The following is a 20575-nucleotide window of genomic DNA, read 5'->3' on the forward strand; positions in this document are numbered from 1 at the left end:
GGCACCCCCGCAGCGGCTTGATCCTCATCCTGCAGGAAACACGTCCGACCCCGCCCCGCGTGCTGGCAGAACCTACCATGATTCAACGCTTTCTGCGATGAAATGCATTTTTTCTCAGCAATCGTCGTTGACATTTGAAAAACGGGCCCAAGTCTGTTTCCATTCCTGAAGAAGGGCCGGCGTGAAGAACGCGGCCTGCAGCAGAGATGACAGCGAAGCAGCAGTGAAGAACTCTGGCATCGCAACCGGCGCAAGACGCTGAAGCCGCCGACGGCTTCCGGCCCACCACGCACCAAGACCACCACCGCACGCGGTCTCCGCGCTTCTCCGGCATTTCCATGCCCCGGCGCGCCCGCATGCTACCACGAAACACCACTAAATACCAAACGTTGGAAAACAGACATGCTCAGAAATCATCATCATCATGAACTCCATCACCACCACCACCCCTCTTCCTCCACAGACGTCTTCTACCGCCGCCGCAGCCTCCGGGGAGCTGCTCACGCAGGATCAGCTTGCGCGCAGGCTGGGCATCTCCCGCCGCACCCTGCACACCTGGATCCGCCACAAAACGGTGCCCATGATCAAGGTGCGCGGCTTCTGCCGCTTTGAGTTTCACAAGGTCCTCGCCGCGCTGCAGCAGCATGAGCAGGCCGTCGTCCCCTCCCCTGAGAGCACACGCATCATCAAACGCTGAACCCCAATCCCTCCCCTCTTCAGATCATGAACTCTGATTCCAATTCCAATTCCAATCCCACACCCGGCTCCCTCACAGATGGCACCGCTGAGCTGCAAGCCCGCCCAGCCTTCCGGCCCTCCGCCGACTGGACGAGCTATCTGCGTCCCGTGAACGCTCCTGTCCCCGACTGGTACAAGCCCCAGCCGCCCGCAGACAAACCGAAGCCCCCACCCGCGCCAAGCAGCGGAGAGACTTCCACCTCTTCCACGGGAGGCTCTACCCACACAGGACCCACCAGCGGAGAAACCTCCCCAATCTCCCCAATTTCCTCGGGGGGTATGTGCACGCAGCGGCTGCCAGTGGGGAAACTTCCGCAACTTCAACATCTTCTGCGGGGGGGGGTACGCGGGAGCACCCCATCCCGGAGGATTCCATCCTGGCGGACTACCGCGACTTCGTGCGAAAGGTCTCGGAGCTGCCGGACGGCCTCATCCTGGCGCCCATCCTCTCCCTGTGTGGCCGACTGCTGACGCCCGATGTCACGCTGGACTTTGGCGGCAGCAAGCCGCTGACCATGTACAACTTCATCGCCACGCCCGCCGGGCTGCGCAAGAGCACCACGTTCAAGCCGGCGGAAAAGATCGCCCAGAAGATCCTCATGAGCAGTGATCTGCTGTATGGCAATGCGAGCGACTCCGCGCTGTTTGACAGCTTTGAGCAGCAGCCGCACCGGATGCAGTTTGAGGATGAGGGCAACACCCTGCTGCGCACCTGGGAGACCAGCGCCCACGGCAAGGAGGTGTCTGCCAGGTATTTGAAACTCTACGATGGTGCACCCTGGACCCAGAACTACCTGCGGGAGCGCAAGCTGCACGAAGGCGGCAGCTCAGAGCGCCACATCCCGCAGGCCACGCTGAGCCTCTGCATTGGAGCCACCTATGGGGTGGCACGGCTGGACAATCTGGAGGCGGGCAGCGGGCTGCGCCGCCGCTTCGGCTTCTACCTCGCCAGCCAGCAGGCACGGGAGTACTGGATCAGCCTGCAGAAGCGCAACCGCGAGCGCTGCAAGCAAATACCAGAATACACCAGCGGAGAGGAGAGCCTGCTCTCCAGCCTCAATGAATCCCCCGCCCGCTGCCTGAAGCTGGCCGTCATCTTCCAGGCCTGCCGGTGGGCCAGGGGCAGCATTGAAAATCCTTACCTCATCACCCAGGATGTACTCGCCCTCGCCGAAGCGCATCAGGACGCCTGCCTGGACGCCCTCGTGGAGCTGGAGGCCCAGAGCCGGCGTGTCCTGGTGGCGGACGCCGGGGAGTGGCTGCTGTCGCAGATCAGCGGAGACCACCCCGGCCAGCGCAGCGCGGACTACACCCGCACGGAGCTGACCCGCCGCTTTGCCGCCAATCCAGGCCGCCAGGGCGCCCTCACCGTCTCCCGCCTCTACGGCGAGATCCTCCCCCAGCTCGTGAAGCAAGGCCACTGCCGCGTCCGCTCCAAGGTGGGCAGATGCACCACCTACACATTCACCTGGGACTGACGTGCACGTACACCCCCCCGCAGAAGATGTGGAAGTTGCGGAAGTTTCCCCCGCCCCGCCGGGGGCGGGGGGGCGGCAGCACGCGCCACAAGTCCTGGCACGGCGAATTCTGCCACAGTCTTTGCAAACTCGCCGTCTGTTCAGTAATATCACCGCCATGAGCACGGACCGCATCACCCTTGATCCCGCTGTCATGTCTGGAAAGCCCTGCATTCGCGGCCTCCGTGTCACGGCTGCGAACATCCTGCGCCAGCTTGCCAATCACCGCACGCCCGAGCAGATCCTCGCAGCCTATCCCTATCTTGAGGCGGCCGACATCGACGCCTGCCTGAGCTATGCCGCTTTGCGCGTGGATGATGAAGAGCTTGCCATGGCCGCTGCATGAAGCTGCTGGTGGACATGAATCTGAGTCCTGACTGGGTGCCCCTGCTCGTTTCCCATGGCTGGGAGGCCTGCCACTGGAGCACGCTCGGGCCGGGCAATGCCCCAGACACAGTACTCATGAACTGGGCACGGGAGCACCAGCAGGTGGTGCTCACCCAGGATCTGGATTTTTCCCAGCTTCTCTACACCACGCAGCAGAGCGGCCCCAGCGTCATTCTTCTGCGCATGGACAATGAATTTGATCCTGCGGCCCGTGATCACGTCTGCGCTGCCATCGCACTCGCGGAGACAGCGCTCACCACAGGCGCGCTGCTGACGATCTCAGGCCATCGCGTACGCCTCCGTCATCTGCCGATTTCCCCCTCCTGATTTGTTCTTGTCGGGAGAGTGCATGCGTCCGTCCCTCCGGTGGAATGGGCGAAGTTCCGCAGAAAAGGGATCTATCGCGCGCCAGTGCTGGACTGAATTCACGTGTTCAGTTATTTGATGTTCAATCAGGTAGCTGAACCTGCCTAAATAATGCCCGGCATCTTTCCGGGCATCTTTCCGACGGCATCTTTTCGCCAAGGTGGGCAAATGCATCACCTACACATTCACGTGGGACTGACGTGCACGTACACCCCCCCGCAGAAGATGTGGAAGTTGCGGAAGTTTCCCCCCGCCTCGCAAGGGGCGGGGGGAAAATGGGCTGGTGAAAAGAAGGCCGGACATCGCGGCTTGTTTTTCCAGCAGCTTTTTTCCAACTCTCGCGGACCTTGGAACGAATGAGCAACCAACCTCTTTTTTGGATGATCCTTGGCATCGCGTGCCTTGTCGGCATCGCCCTTCTTCTTCGCTCCCCCGGGCCTCTTCCTCACAACGCTTTCTACAATCCCATCTCCGCTGCGGATGCCATCAACAGCCTGCGCAAAGCGCCTGAAACAGACGTGGTGGTTGCCGTGTCCCGGGGGTTTTGGGATGAAGGCGGCCATTTTGATTCCGTCTATGCGGCTTATGAAAAGCACTTTGAGAAAAGGCGCGGGGAAATCACCGCCATTCTCGGCGCACCCACCTTTGACGGGCACTGGATGCAGGAGTCCTATCCCCTCTTTGCCATCGGGGAGAGAGTCGCCGTCTGGGGCGGCGGAGACGACACCCTGTACCTGCGCATCCATCACGAGGACAAGGAGGTGGGCATTGAGGTCTCCCTGCTCACGCCACGCTCACCCAACTCGAATCACGAACCCGAGTCGCCGTATGAAGGGCTGAGAAAGTATGCTTCGAGATAGCTCCACGCTGCTGCAGGCCCTGCGTGAGGCCGCTGCGCCCGATCAAGTCAGCGATCAAGTCAGCGATCAAGTCAAAGCCCTGCTCAAGTGCCTGGGAGCGAAGCCCGCCAGCGCGCTGGAGTGCATGAAAAAGCTCGGCCTCTCCCACCGGCCCACCTTCCGCCAAAACGACCTCCAGCCCGCACTGGTTGCCGGGTTGTTCGAACGCACGCTGCCAGACAAGCCGAACAGCCGGCCGCAGAAGTACCGGCGGAGAGGGGTTTGAGAGGAAGGTGGTTTGTGTCCAGTGCGCAGGTCTGACAACACCTTGACGCTTTTTGTGGCGAGGTTTCGCCGGGAGGGGAGTTGCCGCACGCTGGCGGCAGACTGGAATCACGCGCTTAGTCAAGTCAGCTGGTCGGTCATCTCGAGTGAAACGGTCAGAAGAATGGCTGGTGTGTATTTCTCTGAGAGCGTGAGCCATTGGCACTCGACAAAAAGGTCTCGCATCCCATGCTCAGGCCTGGCCAGCAGCCCTTCGCAACATGAGCTTTGACTCATTCAATATTCTTGAGCAGATCGTCATGTCGGAAATAAACCGGCCTGATGCGGCCACTGCTCCGCGCATGGAAGTTTATCGTCGCTCCATTTCTGCCGAGGCGCTGAGGCATCGATTGCACGGCTTTTCGGACGAGCCTCATTTTTCAATCCGCTGCCTGCTGGCTTCGCAGGACGAAGGCACGGATCTGACGTCCTTCTTTTCCCTCGACCCCCTCGCCAACCGCACCGAGCGAGCTGTGTTTGAGCTGTTGTTTTCCCGTTATTCAACGCGCACGCGCGATTCCCGCCGCCACGCTGTGTTTACCTTCTCATTGCCCATGCCTGTCGGAGATGCGCACGTGATCTACTATGCGGCGAATTTTGGATTTCTTGCCGGGCATGATTCGTTATGCAGATTCGAAGGAAGTTTTGAGTCGCCTGCCTCGCTGGAATTTCAACTTCTTAGCCAATCATAACGAGGCTCTAAGCGGCATATCAATCGCAGCCCATGAAGCAGACACTTCGCGCTTTTTCTCTGCCGTTGTTGTGGCGTGGTGATCGGCTCCGGAACTCGGTCAGCCTCTGGTTCATGGCCATGGCTCTTGGAGTTGTAGGATGGTTCACCTTGGGTGGTTGGATGAAGGTGCTGTGCATGGAAGGGGCCGTGATCTCTTTTCTGGTTTTCGGATACTGGTCATCGGCCCGGCTGCAGCGTTGGTTGGGATTGCGCCATTTGGCCGCTCAGGCCTGCCCGGTGTGCGGCGTTCAGATTGGCAAGAAGGCCTCCTCGCTGGCCTTTGCAGCGCACACCCAATCCTGCTCTCAGTTCATCCAGGAAGCCAGGGCCAAGGGTGCCTTTTCCATCGAACCCGGCAGGCCACTGGGTTTTTGCTGCCCTGAATGTTCGAGAGAACTGTTCTACGATTACCTCGGCTCTGATGAGCTGTTTGTGAATGAGGACGACGACGTCCCAGCACCTGCTTCAGAGACCAATGAGAGCAGATGATATTTTGCCGCTTCGAAAGCTGCTGACAAATCTCGTAATCAGCAGATTGTTTGGCATGTATGCCGCCATCGGTGGTGTTTGCGTCTGCTGCTGCCTGAGCCGAGACTTTCGCATACCAATCGAGCTCCATGTCGTGAAACCACCGCCGTTTGTTGCCAGCCTCCGTTTTGAAGCGTCTCTGAAAACTCAGGGTTCTGGAACGATACCTCCGGATGACAGCTTCAGTTTGGAACTGTGCCTTGAGTGGTCCATATGGATCCATGATCCGGAAAAGGTGTTTTATTTTCCGGGTTTTGTCTTCAATCCTGCGGCCTTGCTGTCGGCTTTTACGCCGCAAAGCGCTCCTCTGGTCCTGTTGGATTACAGCGATACGGATCCACTAGATAATGTACATCTCGAGGTCGTTGATCACGACACCCGAACAATTGCCTGGCATCACAATGGATTGAAGGGGCTCGTTCGCACCGGGTTCGCCCCGTATGAAACCAATGCATGGGAGTCACTGCCAAATCCGCTCTACTTTCGCAAGCTGCACAATCAGCACGTGCCCAGGCAGTTTGCGCATGCCGTCTCCCAGCTGGTCCGAGCCTTTCCAGGACGCGTCAAGGGTGCCTATACGCCGGAGATGCAGCAGGCTGTCTCTGCCTTTATCGGCGAGGAACTGCCTCCGCCTCGTTTGCATTCCTGACTCGGCATCCCACGCGGCTTCGACCGATCTCTCGTCGTCGCCTTCACTCACTCACTTCACCTTCACCCGCGCATAGTAGATCGCGGGCTTGCCTTCGTGGCTGGAGTAATAGTTCACGTGAAGTTCGTCGTCGTGCCAGTAGAGGCAGGGGTAGCTGCAGTCGCCGCCGCTGGGGAGTTCGAGGATGGGTGTGAGGTGGCCGCAGTCCCGCGGAAGTTTGAATCAGAACATTTCTTTCGATTCGCCGATACGCTTTCGCCAGTAATACGGACGGCGCTTGGCGTGCGCGACGGCGAGGATGACCACGCGATTCTGCCAGATCATAAACGGCAGATAATATTCGCCGAACTGCGGTGCCAGATTGGCCCGGCGTACGAGTCCTTTGCGTCTTGCTGAAATGCAGAGGGTGTTGAGTCATTTGGGTCTTGTAGGACTCAAAGCTATTCACAAAGGCATCGGCCAGGTCCGGGTCAATCGCCGCGTAGTAATCGGTGACTTCATCCAATTCCCGCTCGGCGGCGGGATGCATGGCCGGCGGCTTCATGCCGCTGACGTAAGATCGGCCCGACGAGCCGCAAGCTTGGAGCGGATGCGCGCAATGGCTTCGTCAGCGGAGACGAGTTCCACCTTGCCCTCCTCGATCTCCTTCACACGAGCATCAATTTCTGTATCCCAAGCTGCATCGACCGATTCTTCATCGTCATTCTCGGCCACCGGCTGCTCAAACTCCTGGGCCAGATCGCGCCACAAATCAAAACGCTCGGCAGGCCGGAGCGTTTTGATCTCCTGCTTGATGTGATCCAGCGTTTGGCTCATGGCCGAAAAGTAATGTTTTCGAGTGCGGTTGTCGAGAGGGGATCTGAGCCGGGCCGTCGTCATTTCCCCTCCTACTTCACCTTCACCCGCGCATAATAGATCGCGGGCTTGCCTTCGTGGCTTGAGTAATAGGTCACGTGCAGGAGGTCGTCGTGCCAGTAGAGGCCGGGGTAGCTGCAGTCGCCGCCGCTGGGGAGTTCCAGGATGGGGGTGAGGCTGGTGGGGGTCATGGCGAAGAGGACCATGTGGGCGCCGGGGGTTTTGCCGAAACCACGGGAGCCGGCGATGAGCTTGCCGTCGGGCAGTTCGATGAAGTTCGGGCCGCCGAGGGGCAGGCCGGTGGCGGCGTAGGTCCAGTCGCGGTAGGGGGCCTGCGCTTTGCCGATCACGCCTTTGCGGTCGCCACCCTGACGGGAGATGAGGGCGAGGGCGGTGCCGTCTTTGAGGAAGCGCAGGGTGGTCTCACCGGGCTGGCCGGGCACGTTCATGAGGGAGGAGAGCTGCCACACGCTGCCGTCCGTGCTAGCGTAGGTTTTGAGCGACCACTCCTTCTCGGGCGCGGGGCCGCCGGTGTTGGGATGGATGTTGAAGCTGACGCCGTAGAAGCGTTTGTCCGCCGGATTGATGGTGGCACGCCAGAGCCAGTCGCCTTTGGACAGGAGCTTCTGCAGCGGGGTCCAGACCTTGCCGTCCATGGAGGTGGCGTAGCGTGACTGGCGCCCCATCGTGGCGGAGTCGCCGCCGCAGAGGAGGTAGAGGCGCTTTTCATCCGGTGTGACGATGAGCTTTGGATCGCGCAGATCCACGCCGGGTTCGTTGAGGGTGACGTTGTCCACCCAGACCTTGCCATTGGAGGAGATGAGGGTGTGGACGGCGCCTTCGCCTTTGGTGGGGGAGTCGGCCTCACGGAAGCAGCAGTAGAAGAGGTTCTGGAAGCGCGTGAGGTCGGTGGCGCCGTTGTGCGGGGCTTTGTCCGAGATTTTTTCCACGGAGACCAGCTCCGCCGTGGGGGCCTGCGCATGCAGCAGGCTGGCGCTGGCAAGGGACAGGAGGGTGGCGGCAGGGAGGGACAGAAGGCGTGAGATCATGGCGAGAGAAACGTCAACGTTAAACGTACGCAGCCGGGTCTGTCTTATTGCTTGGTCATCTCGGCCTGCATGATCTCCATGATCTTCGGCTGCAAAACTTTCATCTTCTCCTGGGTCACCTTCATCAGGTCGGCAGTCACCTTGAGCTGCTTGCTAAGAAGCAGCTGGCCGGCGGGTGATTCCATCAGCGCAGTGACATCCTTCGCCTCCTGCTCGGTGAAATTCTTGCCATAGATCGCGACGACATCAGGCTTGAGTTTTTCCCAGCCCATCAGCTCAAGGATGGCGGTCTTCACCTTCTCAATGGCTGCGGCGAACTTCTGCTGCATCTCCGGGGGCATGGCTTTGATCTGATCCGAGGTGACGCCCATGCCGGCTTCAAACCCCAGGATGAGGTTGCTCTCGAACTGTTTTTGCACGACCACCAGTTTTTCGATGGAGGCCTGGTGGGATGGGGTCAAGTCAGCACGTGCCGTGGTGAGACAGAGAGCGAAGGTGCCGAGAATCAGGATATTTTTCATGGGTAGTAGGAGTGTTTAACCGATCCCTTGAAAAACAGGAAGGGCAAAAATACAGCGCGTTTGTAATTCAACGTTTCTTTGGCCGCGTGGCACTGGAACGATCTCCAGCGCTTCATTCCAGGGTAAGATCAAAGCGCCAGTCCATTTCCGGAAGCCAGCGCCTTTGGTCGGCCTCCTGGGCCAGAGTCACGGAGGGATTGCGGTTCACCAGGGCTTTGTAGAAACGATCGGCGGATTTGTTGTCCCGATTTTTCAGCCAGTTGCCGGCGGTGGCGAGCACGAGGGCGGTTTCTTCGTGGTCATCCGGCATGAGGCGCGCCGCACGCCAGGCGAGGTCAGCCGCGACGTAGCGGTAGTGAAAGCGCTGCTCGAAAGGCGGGCTGTAGTGGCGCAGGCTCCAGAGCTCGTCCGCCGTGGCGGGGAGCACGGGTGTGAATTTCAGCGCCTCCTCGGGTGTCTGCGGTGCATCCTCCCACCTGGAGCGCCACAGGGGCGACTTCCGCCGCTCGTGGAAAGAGTCCAGATGGAACAAACCTCCGCACAGCGTGAAGTCCGGAGCATCCTCATAGCCAAACAATTCCATGCCGAGTCTGCGCTCGATCTGTGCCGCCGTCCACAGCGCGCGTCCGCGCTCTGCGGCAGTCAGGCGTGCGTCTTTGGAGCGGCGTCGTTCAGCATCGAAGCGCAGCAGCGCGCGTTCGAGATCCGCCGGCAGCAGCTTGCAGGCTTCTTTGATCAAGCCTTCGCGGGCCAGCCGGCGTGCCACGAGATAGGTGAAGCGGTCCATCCCATCCGGCTCCATCCACCCACCGTATTTCGTTTCCAGAAAGCCAATGCTCAGAGGCCCTGTCCGGGGCTCAGCATCCGGCACGCTCATTTTTTTCAGCGGCTTGATCTTGCCACTGTGTGAGAGCGCGAGCAGCTCCTCCACGGACAGCAGCCGCTCGGCGATGTAGGCTGCATCACTCCAGTAATCGGTGCGCAGAAAGGTTTGCAGGGCGCCGGCAAAGTCATTGCGGGCCACCTGCGCCACACCGCAATCCGCGAGAAGTTTGTGAGTGCGAACGGCGGCATAATTCGCGCTGCTGAGGGGATACCATTCGTGCAGCTGGTCACGCTCCCAGGTTCTGCGGACGTCGGGTTCAGGCGTGGGCAGCCTGGTCGCCATGCGTGTGAGAGCCTGCTGGGCCTCCTGGCGGTTCCCTCGCAGCGCGGCCAGCTTGCCACGCAGGGCCAGGGCGTTCACATCCTCGGCAGGCGCCAGTGCCAGCCAGCGGCGGGCCTCGTCAAAGCGGGCGGCATTGTAAGTGATCCAGGCCAGCAGCACGGCCTCCTGCTGGTCGGTGACCCCTGCTTTCTCAAAAGACGCCAGCCAGTGCTCCAGATTGTCATCGATCAAAGGCTTCTGTGGCTGGCCCGTCGACCAGCCGCCGAGAGACTCCATGTTTTCAATGAGCTGCAGCATTTGCACACGCCGGAGAAAGGGGTCCGCCAGGACTTCGCGCGCAAAGTCCTCGCTCCAGTCCACGAGCAGGCGCCGGTCATGCCGCAGGCGGTCTTTCGCATGGCTGAGGCCCAGCGGAGCGCGCAGCATGGCGGCACGCTTCCACTCGGCGGCTTTCACCTCGGAGGCTTCCGCATAGTCGCTGCCCTGCCTGCCGAGAATGTAGGCGGCCTCGATGCCTAGATGCAGGCAGTCTTTGAATCCCGCGCGCGCCAGCCTGCGCGTCTCGGCCAGCCAGCGGCCCTGCTCATCATGCGGCGTGGTGCGGAAGAGCATCCATGCCGCCCAGGTGCTGCGGTGGGCGCGCTTCTCTGCGGGCAGCGCGAGCAGTTGCAGCCAGAATTCGCGCGCTGTTTTGAAGGGGTCATCAGAGACCAGGTCCCTCGCATCAAGACGTTCCGCCGCACCTTGCAGATAGAGCTGCATGTCCTCCGGCAGAGGAGCGATGATTTGGGAAAGATCCTGTTTCACCTTGGACCAGGCTGGAGTGTTCAAGTCGTCTTTAGGACGCATGTTGTGCTCCGAATGGTCGCCGTCATGGAGCATCGCCCGCCTCAGTTCACGGTAGCTGTCGAACCAGGCCTCATCCATGGGCTGTCCTGCCATGATCTGCTTCAGCTCCTCCATTTCGAGATCGAGGGTGAAGGCGGGCGTGCCCGGCGGCTGAGTCACGTGGACGTCGGGCGGCAGCGCCGTCTGTTTCATTTCACTTTGGAAATGAAACAAGGGCGGCCGCAGGATGCCGCGTGGCTGATCGAGGGCGTTTTCAGGAAAAAAGGGGCCGCAGGCAAGGACGGCGACGGTGCCGAGCAGCGTCGAAGCGCAAAGCCAGCCATGGCCCGAAGTGGGGCGCAGAGTCATGGCGGCATTTTTAGTCCGTTAATGAAAAACGCTAAGGACTTTTTCAAGGAATTAGGCGGGCCGCCATTTTCACCTTCGGCCCCTCCGGCAGGCGCAGCCACCCGGCCACGATCTGCTGCCCTGGCTGCACGCGTCCAAAGCGTGCCGGTTGCTCCAGCCTCAGCGTCAGACACCCGGGTGCCTGCTTCGTGACTTTGTAGCCACGCAGGCCGTCGCAGCCCTCGGCCTCGCCACCCTGCCAGGAGACCAGTACCTCACGCGGCAGATCATCCGGCGCTTCGCCCTTTTGTTGCAGGATGATTTCACAGTGGCCTTCTTTGTCGGGACGGACCGCCGCCACCCAGCCACGCTTGAGGGTTTCGCCAGCCGCCACTTTGTCCAGCAGTCCTGCGGACCAGTTCAGGCGGTCACCACGGACCGGCAGACGATACCAGATGATGGCCTGCATGAACGGGGAGGCATGGGCGCGCCAGTCCGCCACGAGCGCCGACAAAGCGTACGCATCTGAATCGAGCACCGCATAGCTTCGTGCGCTGAGCGCGAGGCCGGCGGGCATGTCTTCGCCGTGCACTTCGCGCACGCGGCCATCGTCCGCAAATTCCACCACGCAGGAGTAAGTTGGCAGCGCGACGCGGAACGGCACGCCGATCTCCACCGCACGCGCCACCGCCGCCTGCGTCTCATCCAGATCCATGAGTCCGGTCAGGCCACCGTTTTTCGGCAGGTGCAGGGAGTGCACCTGAAGGATATAACCGGGAGAGAGGCGCAGCAGATTCTTCGCCGAGTCATGCCGCAGCCATGCAGGCAGAGCGGTGATGCAGAGGGGAACCTCCGTGTGCAAAGCGCCCAGCAGCCGCGCGTAGTCTGCCAGCCGTGATTCCGCGCAGTCATAGTCGAGCTGAAGTTCGGCCACGTTCACGCCACCGGCTTTGAAGCGCGAGACGGTGTCTGTGCACAGCCGGCGCATCTCCTGGATCAGCGCCTCGTTCCAGCCGTTTTTCCCCACGGAAGCATGCACCCGCAGCACCGCGCTGATCGGCCTGCCTGCATCTCCCAGGGCCCGCCAGTCAGGAGTGATGACCGTGATCTCGGGCTTGTCATTTTTGAAGCTGAACTCGGCGGCGAGCACATGCAGGGCCTCGAACTTGGAAGCACGCACCGCCGCTGACACCTCCGGCGTCCAGGCCCGCTGCCACACGTAGGCCTGTGCCGGCAGGGGTGTCTGCCTCACCTCACGGCCGCAAGCTGCGAGCAGCAGCAGAGTGAGGAGCAGGAGGCGGCGGCGCATGCGTTATTTTATACTCAGCCGCGCGGGAACTCTCATCGTTTCTTTGGCCGCGTGGCAATGAACAGCGCGATGCCGAGGCAGGCGACGAGGAAGACGCCCACGTTCACCACGGTGAGCACGAGGTCGCGGGTGTCTTTGTTCGGGATGAAGCCGAGCTTGTGGAAGTTTGTGAAGATGGTGGCCTCAAACTGGCGCTGCTTGTCGGTGTGGCGCGTCACGCTGCCGGTGGTGGTGGAGACATAGACGCGGGTGTCCAGCGCATCGCCGGCATCAAAGCGATACACGGGCAGGATGCGGAAGATGTTGATGTACTCGCTGTTGAAGGCGGTGAGGAAGTCCGTCTTTTTCACGGCGGCTCCGGCGAGGAATTTCGTCGCGATCTCCGCAGCGTAGGCTTCGTCCATGGGGGGGGCCACCTTGCCATCCACGGCGCTGACGTACTGCGGTGCGCGTGAGGTGGTGGTGTAAATCTGGTACCAGGGCTGGCCGCCGATGCCGCGCAGATTGACCGCCTGCACCTCGGGTTTTTCTTCGGCCAGTTTGGCCACGGCTTCCGCCACGCTGAGCTTGATCGCGCTCACATCCATGCCGCCGCCGGAGGGTTTCGCCTGCGGAGGTGGCGCCTGCGTGCGGGTCATGACGTTGTGCAGCACCCCGCTGCCGGAGGCGATGAGCACGGAGACACTGAAGAGCAGGCCGAGCCAGCGGTGGAGTTTGCGGATGAGGCGGGAGTTCATGGGATGTGGGGAGGGGTGTGAACGGTGGGTGTTGCGGGATGAAATGTCGCGTGAGCGTCCTGGAGTGCTCCAGTCCTCTGGAGCTTTTCGCAGGCTATAGAACGTTCGAAAGCGCCGGAGGACCGGCGCACTCCAAAACGCTCACGCGCGGTTGGTAAACGTGCTTCGTCATTCACACGCTCACCACTTCCACTCGATGCCGCCGTAGAAGGAGCGGCCGTCGCCGGGGAGGAAGACGGCGGTGCTGCCTGCTGCGGTGGCGTTCTTCACCACGTTGACGGTGGGGCTGTAGTTTTCATCGGTGAGGTTGCGCGCCTCCACATAGAAGGACAGGCCCTTCTTGGTGCGGTAGCCGAACTTCAGGCCCAGCAGGGCATACGGGTCTGCAAAGGTGGTGCGTGCCAGGTCGGCGGCAAAGCGGAAGGGAGACCACTCCAGCGTGGGGCCGGCGTAGAAGCCGCTGGGATGCTCATACAGAAGCTGCGCGCGGTAATACACTGGCGAGTAGCCCGGCAGCAGGCGGTTGCCATACGCGGCGCTCTTGTTGAAGTGGAAGTTGTTCCAGAGAAAGTTTTGGTTCAGCACCAGGCGGTCAGAGGAGGTCGCGAGGTTGCGCAGCAGGTCCGCATTCAGTGCGAATTCGACGCCCTGATGAATGGTGCTGCCGGCGTTCACGGTGGTCGTGGGGGTGAGGATGGGGGAGCCGAGGCCGAGGAGCTCGCGCTCCACCCAGGCGTAGTAGTAGCTGAAGTCCCAGGACACACGGTCGCGCTGGCCGCGTGTGCCGATCTCCAGCGTGGTGGCGGTCTGCGGCTTCAACTGCAGCAGGCCCGTGCCGGCAGGTGTGGCCTCGCCCAGGGTGGGTGGTTCAAAGCTGCGGCTCGCGTTGAAATAGATCTGTGTCTTGGGGTCCACTTCGTAGAGCAGGCCGAGTTTGGGACTGAAGCCCCAGGCTTCGAGGCGGTCGCTGTTGTTGAAAGTGTTTCCCGGAAAGTACTGCAGTTCATCCAGCTCACGCGAGGCGTAGGCCACCTGGGCTCCGGCAAACGCGGAGAGCTTCTCGGTGAGCTGCAGCTTGTCCTGGAAGTAGAAGTTGAAATTCGTGGCCTGCAGCCGGTAGGCGGCCACCTGGGCTCCGCGTGTGCCATTGATGTTGGTGAAGCGGTTGTCATTCGTCCCGCCATACATGAAGCCCGTGCCCACGGTGAGGGTGTTGTCATGCCCCAGCAGCTTGCCCTTGTGCTCGTAGCGCAGGTCAAAGCCGAGGTCGTTGCTGAGCTGGTCAATGACCTGGAAGATCGGATGATTCAGATCTTTCCACGACCAGAAGGTGGACAGGGTCAGGGTGTTGTCTCCGTCGCTGTAGGTCAGCTTGTCCGCCAGGCGGAAGAGCCGGTAGTTGCGCTCCTGATAGCCTGCGCCGCCCGGCACGGTGGGGAGGAAGGAACCCGGCGCGGCCTGCTGCGGATTGGCCTGCATCTGCGCCTTGGTCAGGTTGCCGGGAAGCTGCGAGTTGCTGTCCACATAGGTGATGTAGAGGCGGTTCTCCAGGTTCGGGCTGATCTTGGTGCCGACGTTCGCAAAAGCGCGGAAGCTCTCCTGCTTGCTCCAGTCACGGAATCCGTCCGTGTGGGAGGCGGTGATGCTCACGTACACATCCGTCTTGCCGCTCACAAAACCGGAGGAGATCTGCGCGCGGTAGGTGTTGAAGCTGCCCACCTCCACGCGTGTCTGGCTGGCCGGCGCGGTGTAGCCCGTGTTGGAGATGAAGTTGATCGCACCCCCGAGTGTGGCGGAGCCGTACTGCAGCGCGTTCGCACCACGGAAGACTTCGATGTAGTTCGCCGTCAGCGGCTCGATGGCCTGCATGTCAAAGCCGCCGTCCGCCAGATTCAGCGGCATGCCGTCCTGCATCAACCAGATGCCGCGACCATGGAAGGTGCGCTGCAGGCCGGAGCCACGGATGGAAAGGCGCGACTCCTCCGCGCCGAAGCGTGATTGAATCAGCACGCCGGGCGCGAAGTCCAGCGCGTCCTTCAGCGTGGAGGCACGGCCGCGTTTGTAAAAGTCCGCGTCCACCACACCAGCGCCGCCGGGCGTGGAGGCAGCGATCTGCTCCTTGCGGAGTTCCAGGCTTGGGACCGTGAGTGAAGGCGAATCTTTCTTCGCCGTGATGATGACTTCGTTGAGTTCAGTCATCGGGGGGAGTGTCGAGGTGGCAGGTTGCGCGAGCGCAGCGCCGGTCAGAGAGAGAGAAAAGAGAATAGAAAAGGGTTTCATAAATGAAGCGGGAGACAGGCAAGCCGCAGAGAAGGCGGCATGCGCATGGGGGTAGGCCGGACTTCCAAGTCCGGCGCATGGTGGAGAGACGCGGTTTTGGAAAACCGCTCTGCTTGTTCAGACCTGCCCGCGTCGTGGCGGTGGTGGCTCCGGCATCCCTTTTCGGCTGATCAGCGCTTCACACAGCGGTGCGAACGAAAGGATTTCTTCGGCGGGAGGAATCAGCACCGTGGGGCTCACCAGCACGGCATGCAGCCCCTTCGTGGCATCATCTTCCTGCGTGCTGGAGCTGGAGTTGCTGGAGTCCTGCGTGCCCTCCTTCACCTTCTTGCACAGCTCGCAGGCATGCTGCCCGTCAAAGGTCTTCTCCACCGCTTCGATCACCGATCCTTCACGCGCGAAGCTGATGAACATTCCCGTCCACGCGATGCCTTGCAGCAGCGCCCATTGCAGACCCAGCGCCAGGCACAGCATCAGCACCGTCCCGCGCTGCGCGTGGCGCAGCCAGGGGCGTGGAGGTGCGGTTGCGGCGGGAAACATGCGGGGCGATTATGGAAGCGGGAGTATCCGTGTCAAGATAAGCACGGGCCTACTTTCCCTGCGCGCCCACCACTGCGGCAAATTGCCGCAGTCCCAGAGAGGAGCGGGTGGCTGCGGCATTTCGCCACATTTTAAGCGGGTCCTTGGCGGCGATGAGTGGGCATGGACTTTCCTTCCTTTTACATGGACCACCTCGCGGGTGGCCGGCTCATCATCGGCCTCATCGCCAGCCTGCATGTGCTCATCAATCATCCGCTGGCGGTGGGTGCGTACCCGCTGCTGACGTGGATGGAGTGGTGGGCGCACAAGAACAACCGGCCGGACATTGATCAGCTGGCCTACAAGATCACGTTCATCGTCTTCATCGTCACCACCACGGTCGGGGCCATGACGGGGGTGGGGATCTGGCTTTCCACCTCGCTCTTTGCCCCGTTTGCCATTGGGTCGCTGCTGCGTGTGTTCTTCTGGGGCTGGTTCGCGGAGTGGCTGGTGTTCATCTCGGAGGTGGGGCTGATCCTGTGGTGGTTTTTGACGTGGAAGAAGGCGAACACGCCGGAAAAGAAGCGCAGGCACATCCGGATCGGCATGGCGCTGAGCCTCATGTCCTGGCTGACGATGGCGCTGATCGTGGCCGTGCTGGGCTTCATGATGAAACCGGGGGAGTGGAATCAAACACGCGCCTTCTGGGATGCGATGACCAATCCGCTCTACGCACCGCAGCTCGGCTTCCGCACCTTCATCGCGCTGATGATGGGCGCGGTGTTTGTGTGGTTTGCCACGTTCTTTTTCACGAAGCCAAAGCGCGGTTATGAGCAGGGCACGGGGCCACGACAGCTGCGGAACTGGGTGGTGTACCGCATGTCCCATGTGGTGTTGGTGAGCCTGCTGGGCACCTACCTTTTCGGCACCTGGTATTGGAGCGCCATCCCGGAGACGATGAAGGCGAACAGCTCGGTGGCGCTGCTCACGCAGGAGTTCATGAGCTGGCACGGGCAGTTTCAAAGCCTGCTCGGCTGGACGATCCTGGTCTTTGCCTTCATCGGCCTCGGCGGTCTGGGCACCAGCTTTCTGATCCCGCGCTGGGCGCTGCTGATTCCCAGCCTCATGGGCATCTGGCTGCTGGGGCATTTTGAACGCGCCCGCGAGTTCATGCGCAAGCCCTGGGTCATCGGCGAATACATGTATTCCAATGGCGTACACAAAGACGAGCTGGCCTTCCTGCAAAGCGAAGGTCTCCTGAAACACGCGACCTATGCGAAGCACCGCGAGGTCACCGAAGCGAACAAGGTCGAGTGCGGCAAGGACGTCTTCATGCTCGCCTGCTCGCGCTGCCACAGCACCACGGGTCTCAATGGCGTGATCGAAAAATTCACCGCCATGTATGGCGCGGACAAGGACTGGGACAGCGGCGGCATGGCCCTCTTCATCCAAGGCATGCACCAGACCCGCACCTTCATGCCGCCCTTCCCTGGAAACGACAAGGAGGCAGCGGCGCTGGTGGCCTTCATCCAGCAAGTCCGCGCCACCCGTGAGTCCCTGCCCGGTGCGCAGAGCGCGGGCGTGGTGGTCGCTCCGCCCCCCGCACCGCCTGCCATGACCGCCTCCTCCCAACCCTGATTGCATGACCATGATACCTCTTCTAGCCAACACCCCCATCCCCCGCGACCTCCCACTGCCGCTGCCGCTGCCTGAAGGCGTACTGATCGTCCTGCTCGTCATCTTCTTCCTGGTTCACATCCTGTTTGTGAACCTCATGGTCGGCGGCTCGGTGCTCGTCACATTCTTTGAGTGGCTGGGGCGCAAAGACGCGCGCTGGGACCGGCTGGCGGCGGCGATCGGCCGGACGATCACGGTGAACAAAAGCCTGGCGGTGGTCATGGGCATCGGCCCGCTGCTGTGCATCAACCTGGTGTATACCATGCAGTGGTATTCAGCGAACTCGCTCACGGGGCATGCGTGGCTCATGATCGTGCCGCTGGTCATCGTGGCCTTCCTGCTGACCTACCTGCACAAATACAAGTGGGAGGCGTGGTCTCAGGGCGGCTGGAAGTGGCTGCATCAGCTCGTGGGCCTGGCCGCGACGCTGCTGCTGCTGTTCGTCCCGCTGATCTTCCTGGCCAATGTGAACCTCATGCTGTTTCCCGGGGAGTGGGAAAAGGTGCGCGGCTTCTTCTCCAGCCTGAGCATTGGCAATGTGCTGCCGCGCTACCTTCACTTCATCGCCGCGAGCCTGGCCATGACGGGGCTCTTCCTCGCGGGCTGGTTTGGCCGTGAGGGGCATGAGATCGAGAATACACCGGGCTTCACGCGGCCGGAGCTGCGCCGCATCTTTTACAAAGTGGCTGCCTACGTGACCCTCGCGCAGTTCGTGCTTGGGCCGCTGCTGCTCTTCACGCTGCCGGCGGCGGGCATCACCACGCAGCTCTACATCATCATAGTTTCCGGTGCGCTGGTCGGTGTGCTCACGCTGTGGCTGCTGTTTCGCGAGCTGAAGTCCGGCGATGAACGGATTGGCCGCAGCTACGTGCAGATCTGTGTGCTGTTCAGTTTCGTGGTTCTCGGCATGGGCAGCGGGCGGCATGTGTATCGTCAGGCCGCGCTCGCTCCGCATCAGGCGGAGATCAAAGAGCGCACGGCGCATTACGCCGCTGCGCTGGCCGCCTTCAACCAGCAGCGCGCCGCCGCACCGCCAGTGGAGCAAACGCCGGAGCAGCTCTTCATGAACTGCGCCGCCTGCCACGCGCCGAATGTGAAGCTCGTTGGGCCGCCGCTCACGGAGATCGCGCAAATCTACGCGGGCAATCCTGACGGCATCGTCGCCTGGGCCAAGGCACCCGGCAAAAAACGCCCCGAACTCCCGCAGATGCCGCCCATGATCCATCTGGGTGAAGCAAATCTGCGCAAGATCGCCGAGCTGATGCTGGAGAAAGGCAGGGCGGCGCAGTGAAGCCGGCACAGGTGTGGCAAATCGCCGCAGCGGGTGGACATAAGCCTTCGTGGCGTTCACCTTGAAGGCCCATGCCAGCCAGTGCCACTCATCCCAAACCCTCCATCCCAGGCTGGCGGCGCTGGCTTGGTTTGAGCGAGGTGTGGGTGGGCGTGGAGCTTTCATCCCGTTTGCTGGTGCTGCTGCGCTGGCTGGCGGCCGTCGGGCAAAGTGTGACGCTGCTGGTGGTGGAGCAGCTGGGCGTGGCCGTGCCGTGGTGGCCCTGCGGGATCGCGGTGGGCATCACGCTGGTTTCGAATGCGGTGCTGGCTTGGTGGACGCGGGTGCTCGGCGGCCACCTGAGCGGCGGCTTTTTCCACGTGCTGCTGTGGGATGCCTTCACACTGACCTTCCTGCTGCACTGGACGGGCGGACTGGAAAATCCTTTCGTGCTGTTCTATCTCGTGCAGCTCACCGTCGCTGCGGTGGCGCTGCGCTCATCTGCGGTGATCAGCCTCGGCGCGCTGATGGCGCTGGGGTGTGGCTGGCTGTGGCGGTACGCGCTTCCCCTGCGGATGCTGGACGGCTCAGCTGTGTCTGAAGCTCTGCTGCAACAAGGCCGTGGCGTGGCGATCGTGCTCGTGGGCATTTTCATTCTCGCGCTGCTGCTGTCCTTGCGGCGGCGCTCGCATCGCCTGCAAAAGGAGCGCGCACGACTGCGTGCCGAACTGGAGTCCCGCGACCGCTTCCTCTCCGTCGCGGCTTTGGCCACGGGCTTTGCGCATGAGCTTGCCACGCCACTGGGCACCATCGCGCTGGCGGCGGAAGAGATGAAAGCGCAGCCCACGCAGGAAGTCGCGGAGATCATCGCCCGCGAAGCCGCGCGCTGTCAGGAAGTGCTGGCGCGTTTGCGGGAGCTGGGACAGGAGGCCGTGGGACAATCGGCTGACGTGTGTGAGGTCGCGGGTGTCGTGGCGCTGGTTTTGAACGATCTGCCAGCGCAGCAACGAGAGAGGGTGAAACTCACGCAGGGAGCTCACAATGCCCGCATCACCTGCGCGGGTCTGCGCGAGGCGCTGCTGGTCCTGCTGCGCAATGCACTGCTGTCCTCTGCGGATTCATTGCCCGTAACGCTGCGGGTGGAAGCTGCGGGCGGCAGCGTGCGCTTCATCGTGCAGGATCACGGTCCGGGCTTCAGCGAGGAGATGCTGCGTCACTGGGGCGAGCCCTTCCGCAGCACGCGCGAGCAAGGCGCAGGCATGGGGCTGGGCTTGTTCTTTGTGCGGCGTCTCGCGGCGGCGCAGCATGGCGGCGTCGAGGTGCGAAACTTGAGCGCTGGTGGCGCGTGTGTGACTCTCATCCTGCCGCTGCAACCTTCCACCCCTCCTTTGAAATGATGCAGGTGCTGTTGATCGAAGACGACGAGAGCTTTCGCACCACGCTGGCGCTCGCGCTGAAAAGGCGTGGCTGTGAGGTGCATCAAGCCGCGAATGCCACCGCAGCCATGAGTGAAGCACGCGCCACCATGCCGCAGGGCATCGTGCTGGACATGCGTCTTGGCAGCAGCCATGGAATGGCGCTCATTCCCGAGCTGCGGCAACTTTTGCCGGAGGTGCGTCTGATCGTTCTGACCGGCTATGGCAGCATCCCAAGCGCTCTGGAGGCCGTGCGCCTGGGGGCGGATGACTACCTGCTCAAACCCGCCAGCGCAGATCAAGTCCTCGCCGCCCTGGAAGGCCACGAGGGGTCCTCCGCGCGTCCCGCAGCGGGTGATCTGCCCAGCCTGGCCAGACTCGAATGGGAGCACATCCAGCGCGTGCTGCATGACTGCGGCGGCAACATCTCGCACGCCGCCGCAGCGCTCGGCATCGACCGCCGCACACTGCAGCGCAAGCTCGGCAAGCAGCCGCCAGGCTGAGGACGCTGGACTTCG

Annotated in this window: 22 protein-coding genes; 14 read left to right on the forward strand and 8 right to left on the reverse strand. The window is 61.8% G+C overall.

Annotated elements, in window-relative coordinates:
* Nucleotides 1-424: 424 nt before the first annotated feature.
* From AC24GY_RS18455 to AC24GY_RS18500, 10 genes are all read left to right on the forward strand, one after another.
* On the forward strand, nt 425-697 hold the full coding sequence (locus tag AC24GY_RS18455; RefSeq protein WP_422315883.1) for a helix-turn-helix domain-containing protein: 273 nt from the start codon (nt 425-427) through the stop codon (nt 695-697).
* Between the two features lie 439 nt (nt 698-1136).
* Complete coding sequence (locus tag AC24GY_RS18460; protein WP_487686181.1) at nt 1137-2216, forward strand: DUF3987 domain-containing protein; 1080 nt, start codon at nt 1137-1139, stop codon at nt 2214-2216.
* Between the two features lie 157 nt (nt 2217-2373).
* Entirely contained in the window at nt 2374-2601 is a 228-nt protein-coding gene (locus tag AC24GY_RS18465; protein WP_461524465.1) for a DUF433 domain-containing protein, read from the forward strand.
* A gap of 14 nt (nt 2602-2615) precedes the next feature.
* Nucleotides 2616-2969 carry a DUF5615 family PIN-like protein gene (locus AC24GY_RS18470; RefSeq protein WP_487686185.1) on the forward strand — a complete coding sequence of 118 codons (354 nt, stop codon included), beginning with the start codon at nt 2616-2618 and terminating at the stop codon, nt 2967-2969.
* A gap of 395 nt (nt 2970-3364) precedes the next feature.
* The gene (locus tag AC24GY_RS18475) at nt 3365-3868 is read left to right on the forward strand and encodes a hypothetical protein (protein ID WP_487686188.1); all 504 of its coding nucleotides are present in this window, start codon (nt 3365-3367) and stop codon (nt 3866-3868) included.
* Entirely contained in the window at nt 3855-4133 is a 279-nt protein-coding gene (locus tag AC24GY_RS18480; protein ID WP_487686191.1) for a Fic family protein, read from the forward strand. Before AC24GY_RS18475 ends, AC24GY_RS18480 begins: the two co-directional genes overlap by 14 nt.
* A gap of 259 nt (nt 4134-4392) precedes the next feature.
* Complete coding sequence (locus tag AC24GY_RS18485; protein WP_487686194.1) at nt 4393-4863, forward strand: hypothetical protein; 471 nt, start codon at nt 4393-4395, stop codon at nt 4861-4863.
* 32 nt (nt 4864-4895) lie between these two features.
* Nucleotides 4896-5393 carry a hypothetical protein gene (locus AC24GY_RS18490; protein ID WP_487686197.1) on the forward strand — a complete coding sequence of 166 codons (498 nt, stop codon included), beginning with the start codon at nt 4896-4898 and terminating at the stop codon, nt 5391-5393.
* Between the two features lie 55 nt (nt 5394-5448).
* Nucleotides 5449-6081: a hypothetical protein gene (locus AC24GY_RS18495; RefSeq protein WP_487686200.1), complete on the forward strand. Its 633-nt coding sequence runs from the start codon at nt 5449-5451 to the stop codon at nt 6079-6081.
* A gap of 117 nt (nt 6082-6198) precedes the next feature.
* Nucleotides 6199-6477: a hypothetical protein gene (locus AC24GY_RS18500; RefSeq protein WP_487686203.1), complete on the forward strand. Its 279-nt coding sequence runs from the start codon at nt 6199-6201 to the stop codon at nt 6475-6477.
* 144 nt (nt 6478-6621) lie between these two features.
* On the opposite strand, the gene AC24GY_RS18505 is transcribed toward AC24GY_RS18500, so the two are convergent.
* The 8 genes from AC24GY_RS18505 to AC24GY_RS18540 all read right to left on the reverse strand — a co-directional run bounded on the left by AC24GY_RS18505 (nt 6622) and on the right by AC24GY_RS18540 (nt 15716).
* Nucleotides 6622-6897, reverse strand: a complete 276-nt coding sequence (locus AC24GY_RS18505; protein ID WP_422315899.1) for an addiction module protein — start codon at nt 6895-6897, stop codon at nt 6622-6624.
* 71 nt (nt 6898-6968) lie between these two features.
* Nucleotides 6969-7985: a sialidase family protein gene (locus AC24GY_RS18510; RefSeq protein WP_487686207.1), complete on the reverse strand. Its 1017-nt coding sequence runs from the start codon at nt 7983-7985 to the stop codon at nt 6969-6971.
* Between the two features lie 44 nt (nt 7986-8029).
* Nucleotides 8030-8506 carry a DUF2059 domain-containing protein gene (locus AC24GY_RS18515; protein WP_487686210.1) on the reverse strand — a complete coding sequence of 159 codons (477 nt, stop codon included), beginning with the start codon at nt 8504-8506 and terminating at the stop codon, nt 8030-8032.
* Nucleotides 8507-8618: 112 nt separating this feature from the next.
* Entirely contained in the window at nt 8619-10871 is a 2253-nt protein-coding gene (locus tag AC24GY_RS18520) for a hypothetical protein (RefSeq protein ID WP_487686213.1), read from the reverse strand.
* A gap of 43 nt (nt 10872-10914) precedes the next feature.
* On the reverse strand, nt 10915-12159 hold the full coding sequence (locus AC24GY_RS18525; protein WP_487686216.1) for a DUF3142 domain-containing protein: 1245 nt from the start codon (nt 12157-12159) through the stop codon (nt 10915-10917).
* A gap of 32 nt (nt 12160-12191) precedes the next feature.
* Nucleotides 12192-12896 (reverse strand): hypothetical protein, encoded by a 705-nt coding sequence (locus AC24GY_RS18530; protein WP_487686219.1) that lies wholly within the window; start codon nt 12894-12896, stop codon nt 12192-12194.
* A 180-nt stretch (nt 12897-13076) separates the two neighbouring features.
* Complete coding sequence (locus AC24GY_RS18535) at nt 13077-15176, reverse strand: TonB-dependent receptor family protein (RefSeq protein WP_487686222.1); 2100 nt, start codon at nt 15174-15176, stop codon at nt 13077-13079.
* Between the two features lie 117 nt (nt 15177-15293).
* Nucleotides 15294-15716 carry a hypothetical protein gene (locus AC24GY_RS18540; protein ID WP_487686225.1) on the reverse strand — a complete coding sequence of 141 codons (423 nt, stop codon included), beginning with the start codon at nt 15714-15716 and terminating at the stop codon, nt 15294-15296.
* Between the two features lie 162 nt (nt 15717-15878).
* Here AC24GY_RS18540 and AC24GY_RS18545 point away from each other — a divergent pair, with 162 nt between their 5' ends.
* The 4 genes from AC24GY_RS18545 to AC24GY_RS18560 all read left to right on the forward strand — a co-directional run bounded on the left by AC24GY_RS18545 (nt 15879) and on the right by AC24GY_RS18560 (nt 20560).
* Nucleotides 15879-17333 (forward strand): cytochrome c, encoded by a 1455-nt coding sequence (locus AC24GY_RS18545; protein WP_487686228.1) that lies wholly within the window; start codon nt 15879-15881, stop codon nt 17331-17333.
* A gap of 10 nt (nt 17334-17343) precedes the next feature.
* Entirely contained in the window at nt 17344-18663 is a 1320-nt protein-coding gene (locus AC24GY_RS18550; protein WP_487686233.1) for a c-type cytochrome, read from the forward strand.
* A gap of 71 nt (nt 18664-18734) precedes the next feature.
* Nucleotides 18735-20039, forward strand: coding sequence for an ATP-binding protein (locus tag AC24GY_RS18555; protein WP_487686235.1), 1305 nt, complete (start codon nt 18735-18737; stop codon nt 20037-20039).
* Entirely contained in the window at nt 20036-20560 is a 525-nt protein-coding gene (locus AC24GY_RS18560) for a response regulator transcription factor (RefSeq protein WP_487686238.1), read from the forward strand. The genes AC24GY_RS18555 and AC24GY_RS18560 overlap by 4 nt, the downstream gene beginning before the upstream one ends.
* The last annotated feature ends 15 nt before the right edge of the window (nt 20561-20575 follow it).

Source organism: Prosthecobacter sp. Pr1 (assembly GCF_057652315.1).